The organism is Vibrio sp. J502, assembly GCF_025397955.1.
GTDB classification, from domain to species: domain Bacteria; phylum Pseudomonadota; class Gammaproteobacteria; order Enterobacterales; family Vibrionaceae; genus Vibrio; species Vibrio anguillarum.
Genome location: NZ_CP104554.1, coordinates 3030064 through 3046280, shown reverse-complemented (window position 1 = coordinate 3046280; position 16217 = coordinate 3030064). Strand labels below are relative to the sequence as shown.

The window sequence follows — 16217 nt, the reverse complement described above, 5'->3', positions numbered from 1 at the left end:
ACAATGCCGCTCACCTTAAGTGAACGGCATTAGTGCTTTAGCTCCCATTTTTCTACAAACTCACGCCAATGTTGCTCACGCCTTCGTCGCGTAGCTCTTGGCGTAGGTCTTTAATCAAATCAATATCTCGCTCTACGGCTTCACGCAGAGGGCGGAAAATAGCCCACTGTACATCCCATTCGGCGCAGACCGCTTCATTTTGTTTTTGATTGTCGTTGGTGATCTCTTCGCCCGTTTGCGCTTCTTCTAACTGCGCCACTGTCAGCACCGACACCTGACTGATTTTTTGCATGTTTTCATACAGATAATCGCGATCAAGCAGGCCGTGAAGTAGGTGAGACAAAGCCACACACGCATCAATTGCTGGATACACAGCGTAAACATCAAAATCTTCTGAGCTTGGAATGATCTCTTCCAACTTCTCCAATTGGTTCTCGAAATTGATTTTGGCACTTTTTACCGTGAGCAATTCCCAAACACTGTCGAGAATATCTCGATATACTCGCGTGTGAGCAAATTCAGTATTGTCGCAAAACATGGCATAGTTCGGGTACATACGTTCACACAAACACGCCATAAAAGTAATTTGTTGCCAAGGTTCAAATTTCTCAAGACGAACCTGCAGAGGGTTTTGTAGCATAATCACTCAATCGCAGCAGAAAAAGACAGCGGAAGTGTACTTGATAACCAACAGGGAAAAAAGCAAAGCCGATGAACAATTTCACTCATAAACTCTATATTCTGACCGAACACAACGATATTTATCGACAAGCGATTGAACAGGCGCAGTTGAGCGGCTTAGCCATCACTGACGATCGCAGCGAAGCAACCATTTTGCTGGCCGCACCACCACTGGCGGCAAAGTATTTGGACGATTTTCCGCAACTGGAATGGTTGCACTCGGAATATGCAGGCGTCGACACCTTAATGTCGCCACAACTTCGTCAAGATTATGAGCTCACCAACGTTAAAGGCATCTTCGGCCAGCAAATTGCTGAATACGTTCTGGGCAACCTGATTACACACTTTCGCCACTTTGCTTGCTACGCGCAGCAACAAGCGGCTAAACAGTGGCAGACCCACCCTTATCAATCGATCAATGATAAAACCATGGTGATCCTCGGCACAGACTCGATTGGCAGCCATTTAGCAAAAGTAGCCAAAGCCTTTGGTTTGCACGTGATTGGCGTCAACCGCACTGGCATCCCAGCCAAAAACGGGGGTTTTGATAAAACCTATCACATTAACGAGCTTGCTACTGCCCTCGCCCACGCGGAGGTTGTGGTCAGTACGTTACCCAACACGCCGCACACCAAAGGCTTACTCAATCAAAGTACATTGAGCCATTGCCACAATGCATTACTGTTTAATGTCGGGCGCGGTAAAAACCTTATTGAGAGTGATTTGATTGCATTGATTGAAGAGGGGCACATTCAACACGCCTACCTCGATGTATTTGAAAAAGAGCCATTAAGCGAAGATCACCCGTTCTGGACGCACCCTGCCATTAGCCTTACCCCGCACATCGCGGCAGTGAGTTTTCCTGAGCAAGTGGTGGAGATTTTCACCCGTAATTACGGCTTGTGGCGCGACGGGTTCCAACTTGAAAACAGAATTGATTTTGAAAAAGGCTATTAGGTCAAATAGCGGTTAATAATCGGCACTAAGCCTAGGGAAACCTTAACTCAATGTTACTATAGACACGCAAACCACTTGCCATTGCTGTCGAGAATACACTGCCGCATCGAACACGAGTTAATGCGGTAAAACAGGAACGGTATCGCCTAATGACACAAGGAGCAAATCATGCCTTCAGCCATCACTTCGTGGCTACAATCACTGAACATTAATTTAGAACAACTGCTGCCGATTGCTGAAGCACTTGGGCTTATCGCGCTTATTTCTATCGTTATCCATTTAGTGTTGCACCGAGGGGTGAGCCTATGGCTACAGCGGCGCACAACCAACGCACAAGTTTTACAAAACATTCTGTTTAGCAAAAAGCTTTTCAGCCGCTTTGCCTTGTTAATTCAAGGGATTGTCATTTCAATTCAAACTCAGTTATGGCTTAGCCACGCCAGTGCGACTTACGAACTGCTGCATACATTGACCTTACTGTGGATTATCCTCTTTGGCCTGTTAAGCAGTTACGCTCTGCTCAATGTGGTGGAAACGTTACTTTATCGCAGCGCAACCAGCCGTAACATTCCGCTCAAAGGCATTATTCAAAGCATCAAAATCATCGCATTTGTTATCGCGGCACTGTTCGCGACGTCGATTTTAATTGGCAAATCACCAGTGCTACTGCTGAGCGGTTTAGGTGCGATGACGGCGGTCATCATGCTGGTATTTAAAGACCCGATTTTAGGATTAGTGGCGGGGATTCAGCTTTCAGCGAACCAAATGCTAAGCGTCGGTGACTGGCTTGAAATGCCCAAATATGGCGCAGACGGTAACGTCATCGACATTAGCCTGACCACAGTCAAAGTGCAAAACTGGGATAAAACCATCACCACTATTCCTACTTATGCCTTGATCTCTGATTCGTTTAAAAACTGGAAAGGGATGCAAGAATCAGGCGGCCGACGCATTAAACGCAGCGTATTAATTGATGCCAATAGCATTCACTTTCTGACGCCAGAAGAGCAAAGCTACCTACGCAAAGCACAACTCTTAGAGCCCTACTTGGCCGAGAAAGAACAAGAGCTCAACGCCTATAATCAGATGAGCCAACTCGATTTAGCCTGCCGCATCAATGGCCGCCGCTTAACCAACATTGGCAGTTTTCGTGCCTATCTAGAACGTTACTTGCGTAACCATCCCCAAATTCACCAAGGCATGACATTAATGGTGCGCCAACTGGCCCCCACGCACGATGGCGTCGCGCTGGAGATCTATTGTTTCACCAATACGGTCGTGTGGGTCGAGTATGAAGGTATTCAGTCCGATATTTTTGACCACATTTACTCCGTACTGCCCGACTTCGGCCTACGCGTTTCTCAAGCGCCAACTGGCAGTGACTTTCAAGCACTCGCAAGGTAAACATGACATTGCCTGAGTTTCCTCCCCCTAATGGGGGAGGTTTAATCATAAAGTGATCGAGAAGGGTTACAGTTTAAAGCGGTTAATTTCTTGTTGAAGCTCTTTAGATAAGCTAGAAAGCAATTCAGCTTGTTGGGAAGCTTCTTGCGCTTCTTTTGCCAGTTCATCAGAGACGTCGCGTATACCTTGGGTATTACGCGTAATTTCCTCTGTGACTGACGCCTGTTCTTCTGCGGCGGTTGCAATTTGGGTTGCCATATCGCTGATCGTGCCGACCGCTTCACCAATTTTCACTAAGCTTTGCGCGGCCACGTTAGCATCTTCCACGCTACTTTCGGAAAGCTTGCTACTCTCAGTCATGATGTTCACGGCCTGAGTCGTGGTTTTCTGCAAGGTTTCAATCGTCTGTTGAATTTCTTGTGTCGAACTGTGCGTCCGTTGGCTGAGTACCCGAACTTCATCCGCTACCACCGCGAATCCACGCCCTTGCTCACCTGCCCTTGCCGCTTCAATCGCCGCATTCAGTGCCAGTAAGTTGGTTTGCTCAGCAATGCCCTGAATCGCTGACAAGATCGTATTAATATTTTGTGCGTGCTGGTTCAAGTTCTCAATGACTTCTTTGGCCACCGTCATCTCTTTCGACAACTCACTGATCGACTGTTGAGTATTTTTCACCTGCTCAACACCGTGGTTAGAAATTTTCACCGTATCCAAAGACGTGGCCGCTGTATTATCTGCATTGCCTGCAATCTCTTGCGTTGCGGCTGCCATTTCGTTAATCGCAGTGGCCACCATGTTGATTTCATCTTGTTGCACCATAATGCGTCGGGTACGCTCATGGGCTTGCGCTGCGGTGTTTTCTGCTTGCAGTGTTAACCCTTGCGACACTTCATGGAAGCGCTTGATCATGCCGTGCATATTACCGACGAACTGATTAAAGTTATTCGCCAGTGCGCCTACTTCATCTTGATAACGTGGTTCAATGCGCTGGGTAAGGTCAGCATCACCGTCTGCAATTTCCGCCAATGCTTGGGAGACTCGGCCCAAGTCACGCAGTAAGAAGCCAACCAATGCCGAAAACACGATCACGACCAAGATTGTAATGGCGACTGATATCGAGGTTAACTGCATAAAGAGCGCGCCAATATTGGTGTACTCCACCTCTTTATCGAGCTCAATGCCGAGCACCCAGTCAGTCTCAGGAACGGCGGTAAAGAATAATAATTTTTCGACATCACCAACCATCACGGTTTGTATTTTATTCTCTGCCATTGAGCGGTCGATGACTTGCTGCGTTAGGTTAGGGCTATAAGAAGCCAGCGGTTTGAGAATCAAATCTTTATTACGGTGTGCAACAATTAACCCGGTATCACGGTTGATCAACATAGCGTTTGATTTTGCCCCTGCATCAATCGCAATGACATCCTTCACCAATTGATCAATTAACACATCAGCACCAATAACGCCCCAAAACTGTCCGTCTTTTTTAATCGGTTCAGCGAGCGTTACCATCAAAGCGCCCGTGATCGCATCAGCATAGGCGGCAGTTAATATCGTGCCGGAGCTATTTTTCGCTTCTTGATACCATCCTCTTGTCCGAGGATCATAGCTTGCATTGTCTGCGCCTCGAGACGGAATAGAACGGTGCGTGGTGCCTTGCTCAGTGCCGAAATAGAGTAAATCAAACTGTGCGCCTTGCTGAGCTTGCTGTAAAAAAGGCAGTGAATCTTCCTTCATCGTGTGAGGGATCACCGCACTAATGACTTTGCTACGAACATCCAACCATTGGGTAATCGAACTCGTTGCCGATTTCGAGATACCATACACCCTTTCCTTGATGCCACTCTCCGTTTCATCTTTCAATAAATTTGCCGACAGTAACGTCAACACCACCGCCATCACAATAACAACAAGCAAACTTGTCATTATCAACTTACCTTTTAACGATAGATTCACAACTCACCCCCATTGGTGAAATAGATTAGATTTTACTTGTAAGAATCGCCCACTACACATGTACACTTTGCACTCACACCGCGTCGTAATTAACCGACAAAAAGTCCAAGCCACAATCTAAGCTACAAAGCGTTATCGTTTAGTTGCTAATGGATACAAATCTTTTACACCCATTAATAGTAAGTTATTGCTATTAACAGTGCAATTAACACGGCAAAACATTGCGCTCAATCTATCACCTCATAACCTAAACTGCGCAACGTAACCGCAAAAGCTTGCTTTGTGGTGGGCTCTCCATGAATCAAATGAATTTGCTTAGGCTTAGTGGCAATGCCCTCAATAAAGCGCAACAAATCGGCTTGGTCGGCATGGGCAGAATAGCCCGACATACTGTGAACCTGTGCATTCACTAGTACGTCATCGCCATCGATCATTACCGAGTGATCGCCTTGCGCAATTGCTCGGCCCAGAGTGCCTTGTGCTTGGAAGCCCGCAAAGATCACATCGGTTCTTTTATCAGGCAACAGCGCTTTTAAATAGGCCATCACTCGGCCACCTTCACACATGCCAGACGCGGCCACCACAATCGCCGCTTCCCCTGTTGAGGCTAAACGGTTGACCAATGCTTGATGGCTTCGATAATCTTGAACGGTAATACACTGTTCAAACGCAAGCGGATGCCTTTGTGCATCCAAACGATTTTTCGCCTCTTTTCCCCACAATTTTTTTAAACTTTCGGTAAGATTTCGTCACCTGTTGCGCCATGGGTGAATCTAAAATAATCGGAATATTGCCATCGATTTCACCGCTGAAGATCAATTGTTCAATATCAAACAGCAGCTCTTGTGTTCGGCCCACACTGAATGCTGGAATTAAAATGGTGCCACCGTCTTGCAAAGAACGGTTGATGATGTCCTTTAAGCGCTGCGCCCGCAGCTGCACATTGTCGTGGGTTTTGTTCGCGTAGGTTGATTCAATCAGCAGATAATCAGCGCGAGGCGGAGAGACTGGGTCCGGCAATAAGGGTGTGTTGCTGGGACCTAAATCCCCTGAAAACGTAAACGCTCAATTAACCAGTGAGGCCTTATTCAGCCTCACGGATTTCTACATTCCATGGCATAAGATCAGTCAGATCATCACTTGAAGAGCGCTTCGGTAATTCCCTGAACAGGTGCACGAAGTAGAAGTACGGATTGATATCGTTAGCACGACAAGTCATGACCAGGCTATAGAGGTTTGCACTGGCCTTTGCTCCGCCAACTGAAGTTGAGAACATCCAATTTTTGCGCCCAGTCGTAAACGGACGCACATCTCTTTCAGTCACGTTATTATCGATGCTGATATTTCCGTCTGCCAGATAGGTAAGGAGTTTTGGCCACTGGTTTATCGTATAGTTGATAGCAACCCCGAGCTTTCCCTTCGGTAATTGTGTTTCTTTGATTCCGACCAGCCATTTGTGGAACTCATCAAGAACGGGGCTGGATTTTTGTTGCCTAATCTGCTGTCGTATTTCTGGACTTAGCCCTCTGACTTCCCGTTCAATGCCGTAGAGTTTTCCAATATAGTTCAACGCTTTCTCTACACGGCCCACTTTCTTTGTTGGTTGGGCTTTTTGAGCATCGGTGAACTTACGTCTCACATGTGCCATGCAACCCGCTTGTGTTACTGTTTTCAGTGTGTCATAGGCAGGATATCCATCTGACAGTAGATACCCTGAGTAGTCACCCAAGAAGGTTTTTACACAATTTGCACTTCGACTCGGTTGGTAATCGTAGATGACTACGGGAGTCGTATGGAACTCGCCACTTCGGTAGACCCACATGTAGGATTGACTCTGAGCTGTCTTGCCTGGCTCCGATAGCACCTGTACCGTGGTTTCATCTGCGCAGATAAGGCTTTCTGATAACAGATGGGCTTTCATCTGGTCGATAATGACTTCAACTTTACTCCCTAACTGAACGCACCAGTTTGCCAAAGTACCTCGGCTGATATCAATATCACCGCGTTTGAGGATATCAACCTGTCTGTATAGCGGTAATGCATCCACATATTTTGCTGTAACGATGGCGGCGAAGGTTTCTGGGCTGCCGATACTTTTGGGGATCATGCTAGCGGGTTTTGGAGCTGTCACTATCTTACTACTGATTTCGGTATGCTCGCACTGGCGGCAAGCATATTTGGTTCGTTCATGACGGAGCACACTGATTTTCTGAGGGATGATCTTCAGCTCTTCCGAAGTCTCCACGCCACACTTATGCAGTTCATGACCGCAACATTCGCAGTGTGGCGCATTCAGCGTATGCACCTGAACTTCGCGCTCTAACTCTTTGGGTAAAGGCTTACGTCCTTTTTTATGATGGGCTGGCTCTGGCTTGTTCAGCGCATTTTGCTGCTCTGCTTCGTTAAAGGTACCTTTAGCCACCTTTTCACTTTGGGAAGAGAACCGTTTGGATTTACTGAGATTGAGTTGCTCAAGTAGAAGTTCCACCCGTGTTTTAAGCTCAGCCATTTCTTCTTGCTGAGCCTGTAGCAGTTTATCCTTAGCCAGGTTGGCTTCCTGAAGCGCTAACAGTATCGCTTTCAGTTGTTCTACATCATCAGGAAGGTCATTCATTTGTCAGGCTCTTGGTCAAGATTATGCTGTTAGTCTGACAGAGGAAAAGGATCGTTCAAGCCCTTTATATCGATCATGGTTTTAGCTCACACTTCAAGACCATATAAGGGCTGGTGAGCCTTAGGATGCTCCAGATTAAGCCCTGATAATAGCCACTGAAGTTGCTGTCTGGAAATAGCTACGTGACCCAATTTATTTGGTTTCGGCCATTTAAAGCGGCCTTTCTCCAGTCGGCGGTAATAAAGCCAGAAGCCATTGGTATCCCAAAAGAGAATTTTGATTTTATCTCGTCCACGGTTGCAGAAGATAAACCAGGCTTCACTGAAGTATCCGCCCCATGATCCCACGGGGCGATATTGTTAGTGTTGGAAGTTCCAAGGCAGGAGTGCATCGATATCAGGCTCAGATTTCGCTAGCTCTTTCATGCACTTAACCATGTAGTCGTAAAGGATAAGGCCGTTGGCTTTCGCTGTCTCGACGATACTGTAAAGCATCGCGCTCGCTTCAGCTCCATTGGGATTGGTCGAGAAGAGCCAGTTCTTTCTGCCTATAACCAGCGGTTTTATTGCGCGTTCAGCACGATTATTGTCTATCGATAAGTGACCGTCATCGATATAGCGGCTCAGCTTCGGCCACTGACCGAGCGTGTATTTTATCGCTTTACCCAGCGGGCTAGACTCAAGCACTTTCTGAGTTGTCATCCATTCATAAAGCTCATCCAGTATCGGCTTAGCATGCTCTTGGCGCTCTGCTTTCCGTTTTTCGGCACAGGCACCTTTTAAGCGTGATTCTATTCCATAGAGTTTCTGGATTTTAGCCAATGCACTATCCGCTTTGCCTGACTTGCCTTTGCCTTGCAGCTTTTTCGCCTCCATGAACTTGCGCCGAGCATGCGCCAAGCAACCGACATTGGTGACGAGATGAAGCCCATCATAAACACCATAGCCATCGGTTTGTAGATAACCACTGTAATCCCCCAAGAAGGCAACAGGGCACGCCCTAGCTCGACTGTTTTGATAGTCGTACAAGACGATATTTCTCACATTAGGGAGGGCGGCTTCAGGCGAGTCTGCGCCCGAGCAGTAAAGCCACATATAACACTGTTTATCTTCTTTGAGGACATTGAGCGGCGTTTCATCCGCCTGAATCACCACTTGCTCAAGTAGGTGCGTTTTTAAGGCCGCGTAAAGTGGAGCGAACTTCTCACTGACTTGGATAATCCACCTTGCCATGGTGGTTCGTGAGAGTTCGATACCCGACTGGGTAAACAGGGATTCTTGGCGGTAAAGTGGCATCGCGTATTGATATTTGCCGAGGATGATATTGGCCAACAAGCTTTCTGTGGCGAAGCTCTTCGGGATAATGCTTTGCGGCGCTGGCTTTTGAACGACGTGGTTTTTGTCTTCTGTTTGCTCGCATTGGCGGCAAGCATATTTAGGACGAACATATTCCAACACTTTTAGTACCGCTGGCGTGAACTCAAGTTTCTCGCTACGGTCTTCACCGATTTTATGCAGGTTATGTTGACAGCAAGTGCACTGCTTTTCATCGTCGTTTAAATCGAGTTCGATAACTTCACGAGGCAAGGTCTTTGGCAGTGGTTTGCGTTTACCACGTTTCTTCTTTGTGATGGTCGTTGTGACAACTTCAACCTCTTCTTCCTTAGCGGCCTCACACTCCGCTTCGTTGAAGAGATCACCTTGAGATTCATCGTAAGGCTTTAACGCCTCCGAGCGTTTAGCGAACTGACGGTCGAAGGCAAGTTTGAGCTGTTCAAGCAGCGATTGACGCTCTTGTTTCAATTGGGTTTCTGACGCCAACAGCGCTTTCACCATCGCTTGTAGCTCGGCAACATCTTGGCTTTCTGAGTTGATATTTGGCGTCTTTTTCATGGCATTGATTATACTAAAATCATGCCGTTAATGCTTGGTGGATATGGCTATATTATCGCTTAAGTCATTGTAAAATCGTTTATTCTAACGGGTTTATGGCCGATAATCGTGAAGCCAGAAAGCAGTCTGTCAAGCTCGAATTGAGTTAGGGTAAACACCTCATTTTGCTCTTTTGATGGCCACTTGTACTTGGCTTTTTCAAGGCGCTTGTACCAAAGAGCAAAGCCTGTTTTATCCCAGTACAGCACTTTGATTTTGTCGCGCTGTTTGTTGGTGAACAGGAACAGTGCGCCGCTGCCCAAGGGCAAGTCGGTGTCATTTTCGATAATCGCAGCGAGGCCGTTGATGGACTTTCTAAAATCGACGCTTTCGCGATAGAGATAGATTTCGGGAGCACTGAGCATACGTTTCATGACAGCGCACCGATAAGCTCTGCGAGATAGGTCGCTGGCGTGCCTTGTGGGATGCTCAGTTCAACATCATTGACGAGCAGCGTCATATTGGCAACGACAACGTGAGTGGCTTGATACTTTGTGGTCTTTTCAACGACTTCTGCTTTAACAAAGCCAACCGTGTTCGGTTTTTCGATGTGCTTTAACTGTTGGCGCTTAGCGTAAAAAGTGGAGAGGCTCAGTCCGTTACGTTCACAGAATAATCGTTGTGATAGTTGGCTGGATTCATAGTGTTCGAACAGGGTTCGCCATTCTTGGTTAGTGCGTCGTTTGGCCATTTCAAATCTCCTTTGGGTTGGAGGTTTGATCTTATTATTCGGGCTAGGTGATTAGAATGCGGGGTTTATGACGCGCTTACTCACTGAACGGATCCATGTCCAGTACATCAGCAACAATCAGTGACAGGCCATCAATGGACTTACGCATATCGGTAATACCAGAGACCAGATAAATACCCGAATTTGGTGTTAACACATCAGCGCCTGTAACCAGTTCTGGATTTGGTGTGCTGGCATTTCAGCGGGCAACTCAGCCGTTATTCCTGTTGGTAGTGAGAGCACTACCGATTGAATATTGCTTTTTATTTTCGGTTTATCTTCGATCACAACAGGATGGACAAGCTGACGTTGCCCCCCGCCGTAAAGTTTTTTACGCCAGTAATAAAAAGTATGTTCCGTCAATTGATTTGCTTTGCAGAACGTGACAATGGATAACTCACTTTGGCTCTGCTGTTCAATGATTTCAGCCCAGAACTGAGGTTTATTGGATGGGTGCATGGTGACTCCTTAGTTATGGAGTCACTATGCCGAGCATGCGGAAATATTAGTAGGTGGGGTTAAATCGACGCTTACCTGAAAACAGGACAATTTCATTATTTGGCAGTTTCACTTCAATAAACGCTGACCCTAAAATATGGCCCGCAGGCGTAAAGCGAAAATAAGTATTGTCTAAATCACGAGAAATACGCTGCCACACGCCATAATTCACCGGCTTTATTTGTTTATTCAGCCTTTCTAATATTCTTGTACGCTGTGCTTGCCCTAAGCCAAGTTGAAGCTTTAACCCATCTTCTAACATTAATGGGAGTAATTCTGCGGTAGCGGGTGTGCAATAAATAGGCTGATGAAAACCCGCCGCTAATAACCAAGGTATACGGCCGATGTGATCAATATGCGAGTGGGTTAACAACAACGCCTGCAGATGAGTTAATGGAAAATCAATCGCCATTGGTCGGCTATCACGCCCTTGGAATAAGCCGCAATCAACTAAAATCCCTTTCTTCCCGAGCCTCAGCTCATGACAAGAGCCTGTGACGGTCTCTTTTCCACCGTGGTGGATGATCTGCATGTTCAATCCTTTCATTTTTTATGGAGTAATTGAATCGATAGTGCGCGCTATTTATTCATCACAACAGATGGTCTGTTAAAAAATTCGTCGCAGCTGGCAAAGTTTCATTCTAACCGATGTATAGCTCACTAATATTTTTGCCCTAAAACGCAAAAGGGTTCATCACATAGTGATGAACCCTTTTATACCGTATCTGGTTTGGCTAATATGTTGCTAAGCACTCTTTGGACATTTCTCCTGGATGATTTCTCTTCCACACCAAATCACAAATACCATCACTAGGGGTAAAGCCTGTCGGCGCATCAAGCAATAGCTCACGGATACGCTCATGATCAAAGTTATGGCAAGCAATATCGAGTTCTTCCAAAAGATGCATGTATTGAGGTAACGGTAAGTTTACTTCTGTCGCAGTCATAATTCGCTCATGCGCCGTATTCTCAACATTGTCACCAATCAGAAGCTCTTCATACAGCTTCTCTCCAGGGCGTAGCCCGGTATAACTTATCTCAATGTCACCGTATGGGTTAGATTCGTCTTTCACTTCCAACCCAGAAAGCTGAATAAGATTTTTGGCAAGATCTGAAATACGCACAGATTCCCCCATATCGAGAACGAAGACATCACCACCTTTGCCCATCGCTCCTGCTTGGATCACTAACTGTGCGGCTTCTGGAATGGTCATAAAATAACGCGTTATTTCAGGATCAGTAACAGTTAAAGGGCCGCCTGTTGCTATCTGTTTTTTAAACAGTGGCACCACTGAACCAGAAGAACCCAGCACATTACCAAAACGCACCATACAAAAACGGGTGCCTTTAGGCTTCTCATTTTCTTGCTCTGCCAAGGCTTGTAAACCTAATTCAGCCATACGCTTAGTCGTACCCATTACATTAGTAGGCCTAACTGCTTTGTCTGTAGAGATAAGCACAAAGGACTCAACCTGAGCCTCCACTGCAGCTTTTGCAGTGTAGTATGTACCAAACACATTGTTTCGTACCCCTTCCACTACGTTGAACTCTACCAAAGGAACATGCTTATAGGCGGCGGCATGGTAAATGGTTTGAATGCTAAAGCTTTTCATCACCATTGATAAACGATTAATACGCTGAACAGAACCAAGCAGAGGTACGATTTCAATATTTAGTTTTTTGCGGACACTAAGTTGACTAAGCTCTCGATCAATTTGGTATAGCGCAAATTCAGAAAGCTCAAAAAGAATCAACTTTTTCGGCTGGCTGAGAATAATTTGTCGACACAGCTCTGAGCCAATCGAGCCCCCAGCCCCGGTGACCATAACAACTTTATCTTTGATGTTCGCTTCCATTAAAGAGCGCTGCGGTATAACCGGATCTCGCCCAAGTAAGTCCTCAATCGCAACGTCTTTTAGCTCATCAATACTCGCCTTACCTTCAACAATATCTTTCATATCTGGTACGGTAAGTACTTCTGCAGAAAGATAAACCAAAGAATCCAATATTTTCTTTCTTCGAGCACGCGAAGCACTTGGCACTGCAAGTAGTATCTGCTTTACATTATGTTTAGCAACTAACCTATCTGCATGACCAACATTATGTACACACAACCCCATAATCACGGTGTTTTCAAGGGTTTTATCTTCATCAATAAACCCTACTACTTTATGAGTTTCCGAATTTCTGAGCGCTAGTGCAAGCTGCCTTCCAGCTGAGCCCGCACCATAAATCAGCACAGGCTTGTTTCCTTGACCATTGAGTTGGGCAACGAGCACACGAACGATAAGTCGCGAGCCTCCACATAAAAGGCAGAGAAAGGTTCCGTAAATAATGGGTAAAGAACGCGGAATAGGCGCACTAAAATAAAATGCAAGAACGGCAACAGAAGCCGCTGAAATCACCGTGCCAATACTGACCACCGCTAACGCATGAAAAGTAAGGTAACGCAATACCGCACGGTAGAGCCCAAGCCGTGTGAAAGAAAGGATGGTGATGATAGCAACACAACCCAGAAGGTAAGGAACCGTTGGTGATTTGATCAAAGCAATTTCACCAATTCTTACCCAATAAGCGGCATAAAAAGAGAAGACGATAAAAAGAAGGTCAATAATGACGCTGATAATGCGCTTATTAACCCGCGATAAGTTCCAGATAAAGTTCAGCCTAGCCATGTAACGCCTTTATAAATTTCATTTAGTCTTCATTATCCGAGAGTGGCCTCAGTTAAAACTCTCCTAATCACATCACAACTTTTATTCATTTCTTGCTCAGTCAAAGTAGGATGAACGAGGAACATTAAACTGGATTCACCAACTAGCAGAGCATTAGGTAGACGCTCTGCAGGGCGCCATGGCGTGTTGTCAAAGGCTTTTTCGAGGTAAATCTCCGAACAGCTGCCTTGATATGCAGGCACACCCGAGGCGTTGATTTCTTCCACGATACGATCGCGGTTCCAACCGTCCTTCAATTGCTCAGGGTTAACAAACAGGTAATGCTTGTACTCTGCGTGCTCAATATAGTCCGCGACTTCCACTCGGCGCACAATGGCCAAATCCGCTACTGCTTGATCAATCAACTTGCCGTTGTGCTGGCGTTTGGCTGTCCACTCTGCCATACGCTGCAGTTGAATACGGCCCAATACACCTTGGATCTCCGTCATACGCCAGTTAGTACCAAAGCTTTCATGTAACCAACGAAAGCCCGGCGGGTGCTGACGGTTGTATACCGCATCATAGCTTTTACCGTGATCCTTGTAAGACCACATGGTTGACCAAAGCGCATGATCGTTGGTCGTCACCATGCCGCCTTCACCGCCGGTGGTCATGATTTTATCTTGGCAGAATGACCAAGCGCCAATATGACCAATGGTGCCGACACTACGGCCTTTGTATTTCGCGCCATGGGCTTGGGCGCAATCTTCAATCACATAGAAACCGCGTTCGGCGGCGAGTGCCATAATCACGTCCATTTCGGCTGGCATACCCGCCAAATGCACCACAATTACTGCTTTGGTTTTTTCAGTGACTACGGCCGCAATGGTTTCAGCAGTAATATTTTGGCTGTTGAGATCAACATCAGCAAACACAGGATTGGCACCAGCGGTGACAATGGCAGAAGCAGAGGCCAAAAAAGTACGTGAAGTGGTGATCACTTCATCCCCTTCGCCAACGCCCAAGGCCTTTAAGGCAACATCTAGCGCGAGCGTGCCGTTGCCTAGCGCAATCGCGTATTCACAGCCTGCCCAGGCTGCGAACTCTTTTTCAAACTCACGGCATTCCGTGCCTGTCCAGTAATTGACTTTGTTTGATAACAGCACACGGCTGACTGCATCGGCCTCTTCTTGAGTGAAACTCGGCCAAGGAGAAAAAGGGGTATTTAACACAGTTATAATTCCTTAGGGCAAATAGGTTTTGCAGGGACACCTACCACCACCTGATTCGATAATACATCGTTTATCACTGTTGCTCCTGCTGCAACAACAGCGTTTGAACCAATTTTGATTAATTGCTTAATCTGACAACCAATTCCCAGCCAACTAGCTTGTGCAACTTCTACCCCGCCAGCAAGGTGTACACCAGGACTCAGATGCACTCCATCCTCAATGATACAATCGTGATCTACCGTAGCAGCTGTATTAATAATACAGACCTGCCCAATACGGCTAAACGGGTTAATCACCGCACCAGCCATCACTACCGTACCATTTTCCACATTGGCATATCGACTAACTATGGCAGAGGGATGAACCAAAGGCAGACAGCTAGCTCCAGACGCAACCAGTTGATTATACTTCTCTAAGCGAGTTGCGTTATTGCCTATAGCAACAACAACATTAGCATAATGCTGCGCTTGCTTGAGTAAGGTTTCACTATTGCCTGACACCTGCCAAAGCTCTATTCGTCCTAGACTTGGCCAGCGGTCATCATAAAAATGAATATCAGAATAGCCATTGAGCTCAGCCATTTCAGCAATGACCTTGCCATGTCCGCTGGCACCGAGAATCGCACAAGAACCTAACGAGTTTTTACTCACAGGCTTAACGTTCATTACCTGTTCCTTGTTGATCTTTCCCTGTAAATGGGGCAATTGTGACGTGACCATCCGCCGAAATACCTTCTTTAACAAACACCTTTTTTACTGTTAACAACAGAATTCTTAAATCTAGCCAAAAAGAGCGATTATCAACATACCAAACATCGAGTTTGAATTTTTCTTCCCAACTTATGGCGTTACGACCATTAATTTGCGCCCACCCGGTCACCCCCGGACGGACTTCATGCCGACGAGCTTGCTCTTTGCTATACAGAGGTAAATATTGCATTAACAATGGGCGTGGGCCAACCAAACTCATCTCACCTTTTAGCACATTCCACAGTTCTGGCAGTTCATCTAGACTTGAATTACGCAACTTATCACCGAAAGGAGTCATGCGTTCAGAGTCCGGCAATGGGTTACCATTAGCATCCACAGCATCTTTCATGGTACGAAACTTGATCATTTCAAAAGGCTGACCATTTAAACCCGGCCTGATTTGGCGAAAAAGCACTGGGGAGCCAAGGTTTGAACGTATTTTCCAAGCAACGAGCACAGTGATTGGGGATAAAACAATGAGCACCGCGAGTGAAATCAGGAAATCAAATATCCTTTTCATTATCTACCTATAAAATTCAGAACTATACTTAAAAATCATGAACATTCTCGTAAATAAAGGCTTCCCAATACCTTCAAAAGGCACTCTGGATCCATCACCCTTTTATGTTTAATAATCGCTTTCAATGTCGTTTCACTTCAGACTTAGTACTAAGGGTAATCTGGGATGGCGTCAACATGCATAAATGGGTGCTGGTTACTCATTGTTTAACCTCCAATTTGTCTATGGAGATATTAGAAAACACTGAAAATGATCATCGGTTAATTGTTTGTTGTGTGATAACGCTATCCA

15 protein-coding genes and 2 pseudogenes are annotated in these 16217 nt (G+C 46.1%); 2 read left to right on the top strand and 15 right to left on the bottom strand.

Annotated elements, in window-relative coordinates:
- Nucleotides 1-52 precede the first annotated feature (52 nt).
- Nucleotides 53-640: a YjaG family protein gene (locus N5E84_RS14210; protein ID WP_026028258.1), complete on the bottom strand. Its 588-nt coding sequence runs from the start codon at nucleotides 638-640 to the stop codon at nucleotides 53-55.
- Between the two features lie 71 nt (nucleotides 641-711).
- Between N5E84_RS14210 and N5E84_RS14205 the strand changes: the two genes are divergently transcribed.
- Together N5E84_RS14205 and N5E84_RS14200 are read left to right on the top strand one after the other, a co-directional pair.
- A complete protein-coding gene (locus N5E84_RS14205) occupies nucleotides 712-1638 on the top strand; it encodes a D-2-hydroxyacid dehydrogenase (RefSeq protein WP_019282258.1) in 927 nt (308 codons plus the stop codon).
- Nucleotides 1639-1806: 168 nt separating this feature from the next.
- Nucleotides 1807-3042, top strand: coding sequence for a mechanosensitive ion channel family protein (locus N5E84_RS14200; protein ID WP_017045418.1), 1236 nt, complete (start codon nucleotides 1807-1809; stop codon nucleotides 3040-3042).
- A 66-nt stretch (nucleotides 3043-3108) separates the two neighbouring features.
- Here N5E84_RS14200 and N5E84_RS14195 read toward each other — a convergent pair whose 3' ends face one another.
- The 14 genes and pseudogenes from N5E84_RS14195 to N5E84_RS14130 all read right to left on the bottom strand — a co-directional run bounded on the left by N5E84_RS14195 (nucleotide 3109) and on the right by N5E84_RS14130 (nucleotide 15926).
- Nucleotides 3109-4998 carry a methyl-accepting chemotaxis protein gene (locus tag N5E84_RS14195; RefSeq protein ID WP_019282259.1) on the bottom strand — a complete coding sequence of 630 codons (1890 nt, stop codon included), beginning with the start codon at nucleotides 4996-4998 and terminating at the stop codon, nucleotides 3109-3111.
- A 227-nt stretch (nucleotides 4999-5225) separates the two neighbouring features.
- Nucleotides 5226-6054 (bottom strand): annotated as a pseudogene (locus N5E84_RS14190) (beta-CASP domain protein); the annotation flags it as partial.
- Nucleotides 6055-6082: 28 nt separating this feature from the next.
- The gene (gene tnpC, locus N5E84_RS14185) at nucleotides 6083-7612 is read right to left on the bottom strand and encodes an IS66 family transposase (protein WP_081245518.1); all 1530 of its coding nucleotides are present in this window, start codon (nucleotides 7610-7612) and stop codon (nucleotides 6083-6085) included.
- 86 nt (nucleotides 7613-7698) lie between these two features.
- Nucleotides 7699-7959: an IS66 family insertion sequence element accessory protein TnpB gene (tnpB, locus tag N5E84_RS21400; RefSeq protein ID WP_095661215.1), complete on the bottom strand. Its 261-nt coding sequence runs from the start codon at nucleotides 7957-7959 to the stop codon at nucleotides 7699-7701.
- A 12-nt stretch (nucleotides 7960-7971) separates the two neighbouring features.
- Complete coding sequence (locus N5E84_RS14175) at nucleotides 7972-9504, bottom strand: IS66-like element ISVa11 family transposase (RefSeq protein WP_069211897.1); 1533 nt, start codon at nucleotides 9502-9504, stop codon at nucleotides 7972-7974.
- A 59-nt stretch (nucleotides 9505-9563) separates the two neighbouring features.
- Nucleotides 9564-9917, bottom strand: coding sequence for an IS66 family insertion sequence element accessory protein TnpB (gene tnpB, locus N5E84_RS14170; RefSeq protein ID WP_019283195.1), 354 nt, complete (start codon nucleotides 9915-9917; stop codon nucleotides 9564-9566).
- Complete coding sequence (gene tnpA / locus N5E84_RS14165; protein ID WP_019283194.1) at nucleotides 9914-10234, bottom strand: IS66 family insertion sequence element accessory protein TnpA; 321 nt, start codon at nucleotides 10232-10234, stop codon at nucleotides 9914-9916. The genes tnpB (N5E84_RS14170) and tnpA (N5E84_RS14165) overlap by 4 nt, the downstream gene beginning before the upstream one ends.
- A gap of 76 nt (nucleotides 10235-10310) precedes the next feature.
- A complete protein-coding gene (tnpB, locus tag N5E84_RS14160; RefSeq protein WP_019282914.1) occupies nucleotides 10311-10430 on the bottom strand; it encodes an IS66 family insertion sequence element accessory protein TnpB in 120 nt (39 codons plus the stop codon).
- Complete coding sequence (gene tnpA / locus N5E84_RS14155; protein ID WP_019282915.1) at nucleotides 10424-10732, bottom strand: IS66 family insertion sequence element accessory protein TnpA; 309 nt, start codon at nucleotides 10730-10732, stop codon at nucleotides 10424-10426. Before tnpA (N5E84_RS14155) ends, tnpB (N5E84_RS14160) begins: the two co-directional genes overlap by 7 nt.
- A gap of 73 nt (nucleotides 10733-10805) precedes the next feature.
- Nucleotides 10806-11303, bottom strand: a pseudogene (locus N5E84_RS14150) (MBL fold metallo-hydrolase); the annotation flags it as partial.
- A gap of 202 nt (nucleotides 11304-11505) precedes the next feature.
- Nucleotides 11506-13446, bottom strand: a complete 1941-nt coding sequence (locus N5E84_RS14145; RefSeq protein ID WP_019282749.1) for a polysaccharide biosynthesis protein — start codon at nucleotides 13444-13446, stop codon at nucleotides 11506-11508.
- 32 nt (nucleotides 13447-13478) lie between these two features.
- Nucleotides 13479-14657 carry a DegT/DnrJ/EryC1/StrS family aminotransferase gene (locus N5E84_RS14140; protein ID WP_019282750.1) on the bottom strand — a complete coding sequence of 393 codons (1179 nt, stop codon included), beginning with the start codon at nucleotides 14655-14657 and terminating at the stop codon, nucleotides 13479-13481.
- 2 nt (nucleotides 14658-14659) lie between these two features.
- Complete coding sequence (locus N5E84_RS14135; RefSeq protein WP_019282751.1) at nucleotides 14660-15322, bottom strand: acetyltransferase; 663 nt, start codon at nucleotides 15320-15322, stop codon at nucleotides 14660-14662.
- Complete coding sequence (locus N5E84_RS14130; protein ID WP_019282752.1) at nucleotides 15312-15926, bottom strand: sugar transferase; 615 nt, start codon at nucleotides 15924-15926, stop codon at nucleotides 15312-15314. The genes N5E84_RS14135 and N5E84_RS14130 overlap by 11 nt, the downstream gene beginning before the upstream one ends.
- Nucleotides 15927-16217: the final 291 nt, after the last annotated feature.

What these genes read in the sequence shown, in the direction of transcription:
- N5E84_RS14175 (WP_069211897.1), bottom strand. Translation starts at nt 9,504, where the DNA reads ATGAAAAAGACGCCAAATATCAACTCAGAAAGCCAAGATGTTGCCGAG.
- N5E84_RS14135 (WP_019282751.1), bottom strand. Translation starts at nt 15,322, where the DNA reads ATGAACGTTAAGCCTGTGAGTAAAAACTCGTTAGGTTCTTGTGCGATT.
- tnpB (WP_019283195.1), bottom strand. Translation starts at nt 9,917, where the DNA reads ATGAAACGTATGCTCAGTGCTCCCGAAATCTATCTCTATCGCGAAAGC.
- N5E84_RS14130 (WP_019282752.1), bottom strand. Translation starts at nt 15,926, where the DNA reads ATGAAAAGGATATTTGATTTCCTGATTTCACTCGCGGTGCTCATTGTT.
- tnpC (WP_081245518.1), bottom strand. Translation starts at nt 7,612, where the DNA reads ATGAATGACCTTCCTGATGATGTAGAACAACTGAAAGCGATACTGTTA.
- N5E84_RS14145 (WP_019282749.1), bottom strand. Translation starts at nt 13,446, where the DNA reads ATGGCTAGGCTGAACTTTATCTGGAACTTATCGCGGGTTAATAAGCGC.
- tnpA (WP_019282915.1), bottom strand. Translation starts at nt 10,732, where the DNA reads ATGCACCCATCCAATAAACCTCAGTTCTGGGCTGAAATCATTGAACAG.
- N5E84_RS14200 (WP_017045418.1), top strand. Translation starts at nt 1,807, where the DNA reads ATGCCTTCAGCCATCACTTCGTGGCTACAATCACTGAACATTAATTTA.
- N5E84_RS14205 (WP_019282258.1), top strand. Translation starts at nt 712, where the DNA reads ATGAACAATTTCACTCATAAACTCTATATTCTGACCGAACACAACGAT.
- N5E84_RS14210 (WP_026028258.1), bottom strand. Translation starts at nt 640, where the DNA reads ATGCTACAAAACCCTCTGCAGGTTCGTCTTGAGAAATTTGAACCTTGG.
- tnpA (WP_019283194.1), bottom strand. Translation starts at nt 10,234, where the DNA reads ATGGCCAAACGACGCACTAACCAAGAATGGCGAACCCTGTTCGAACAC.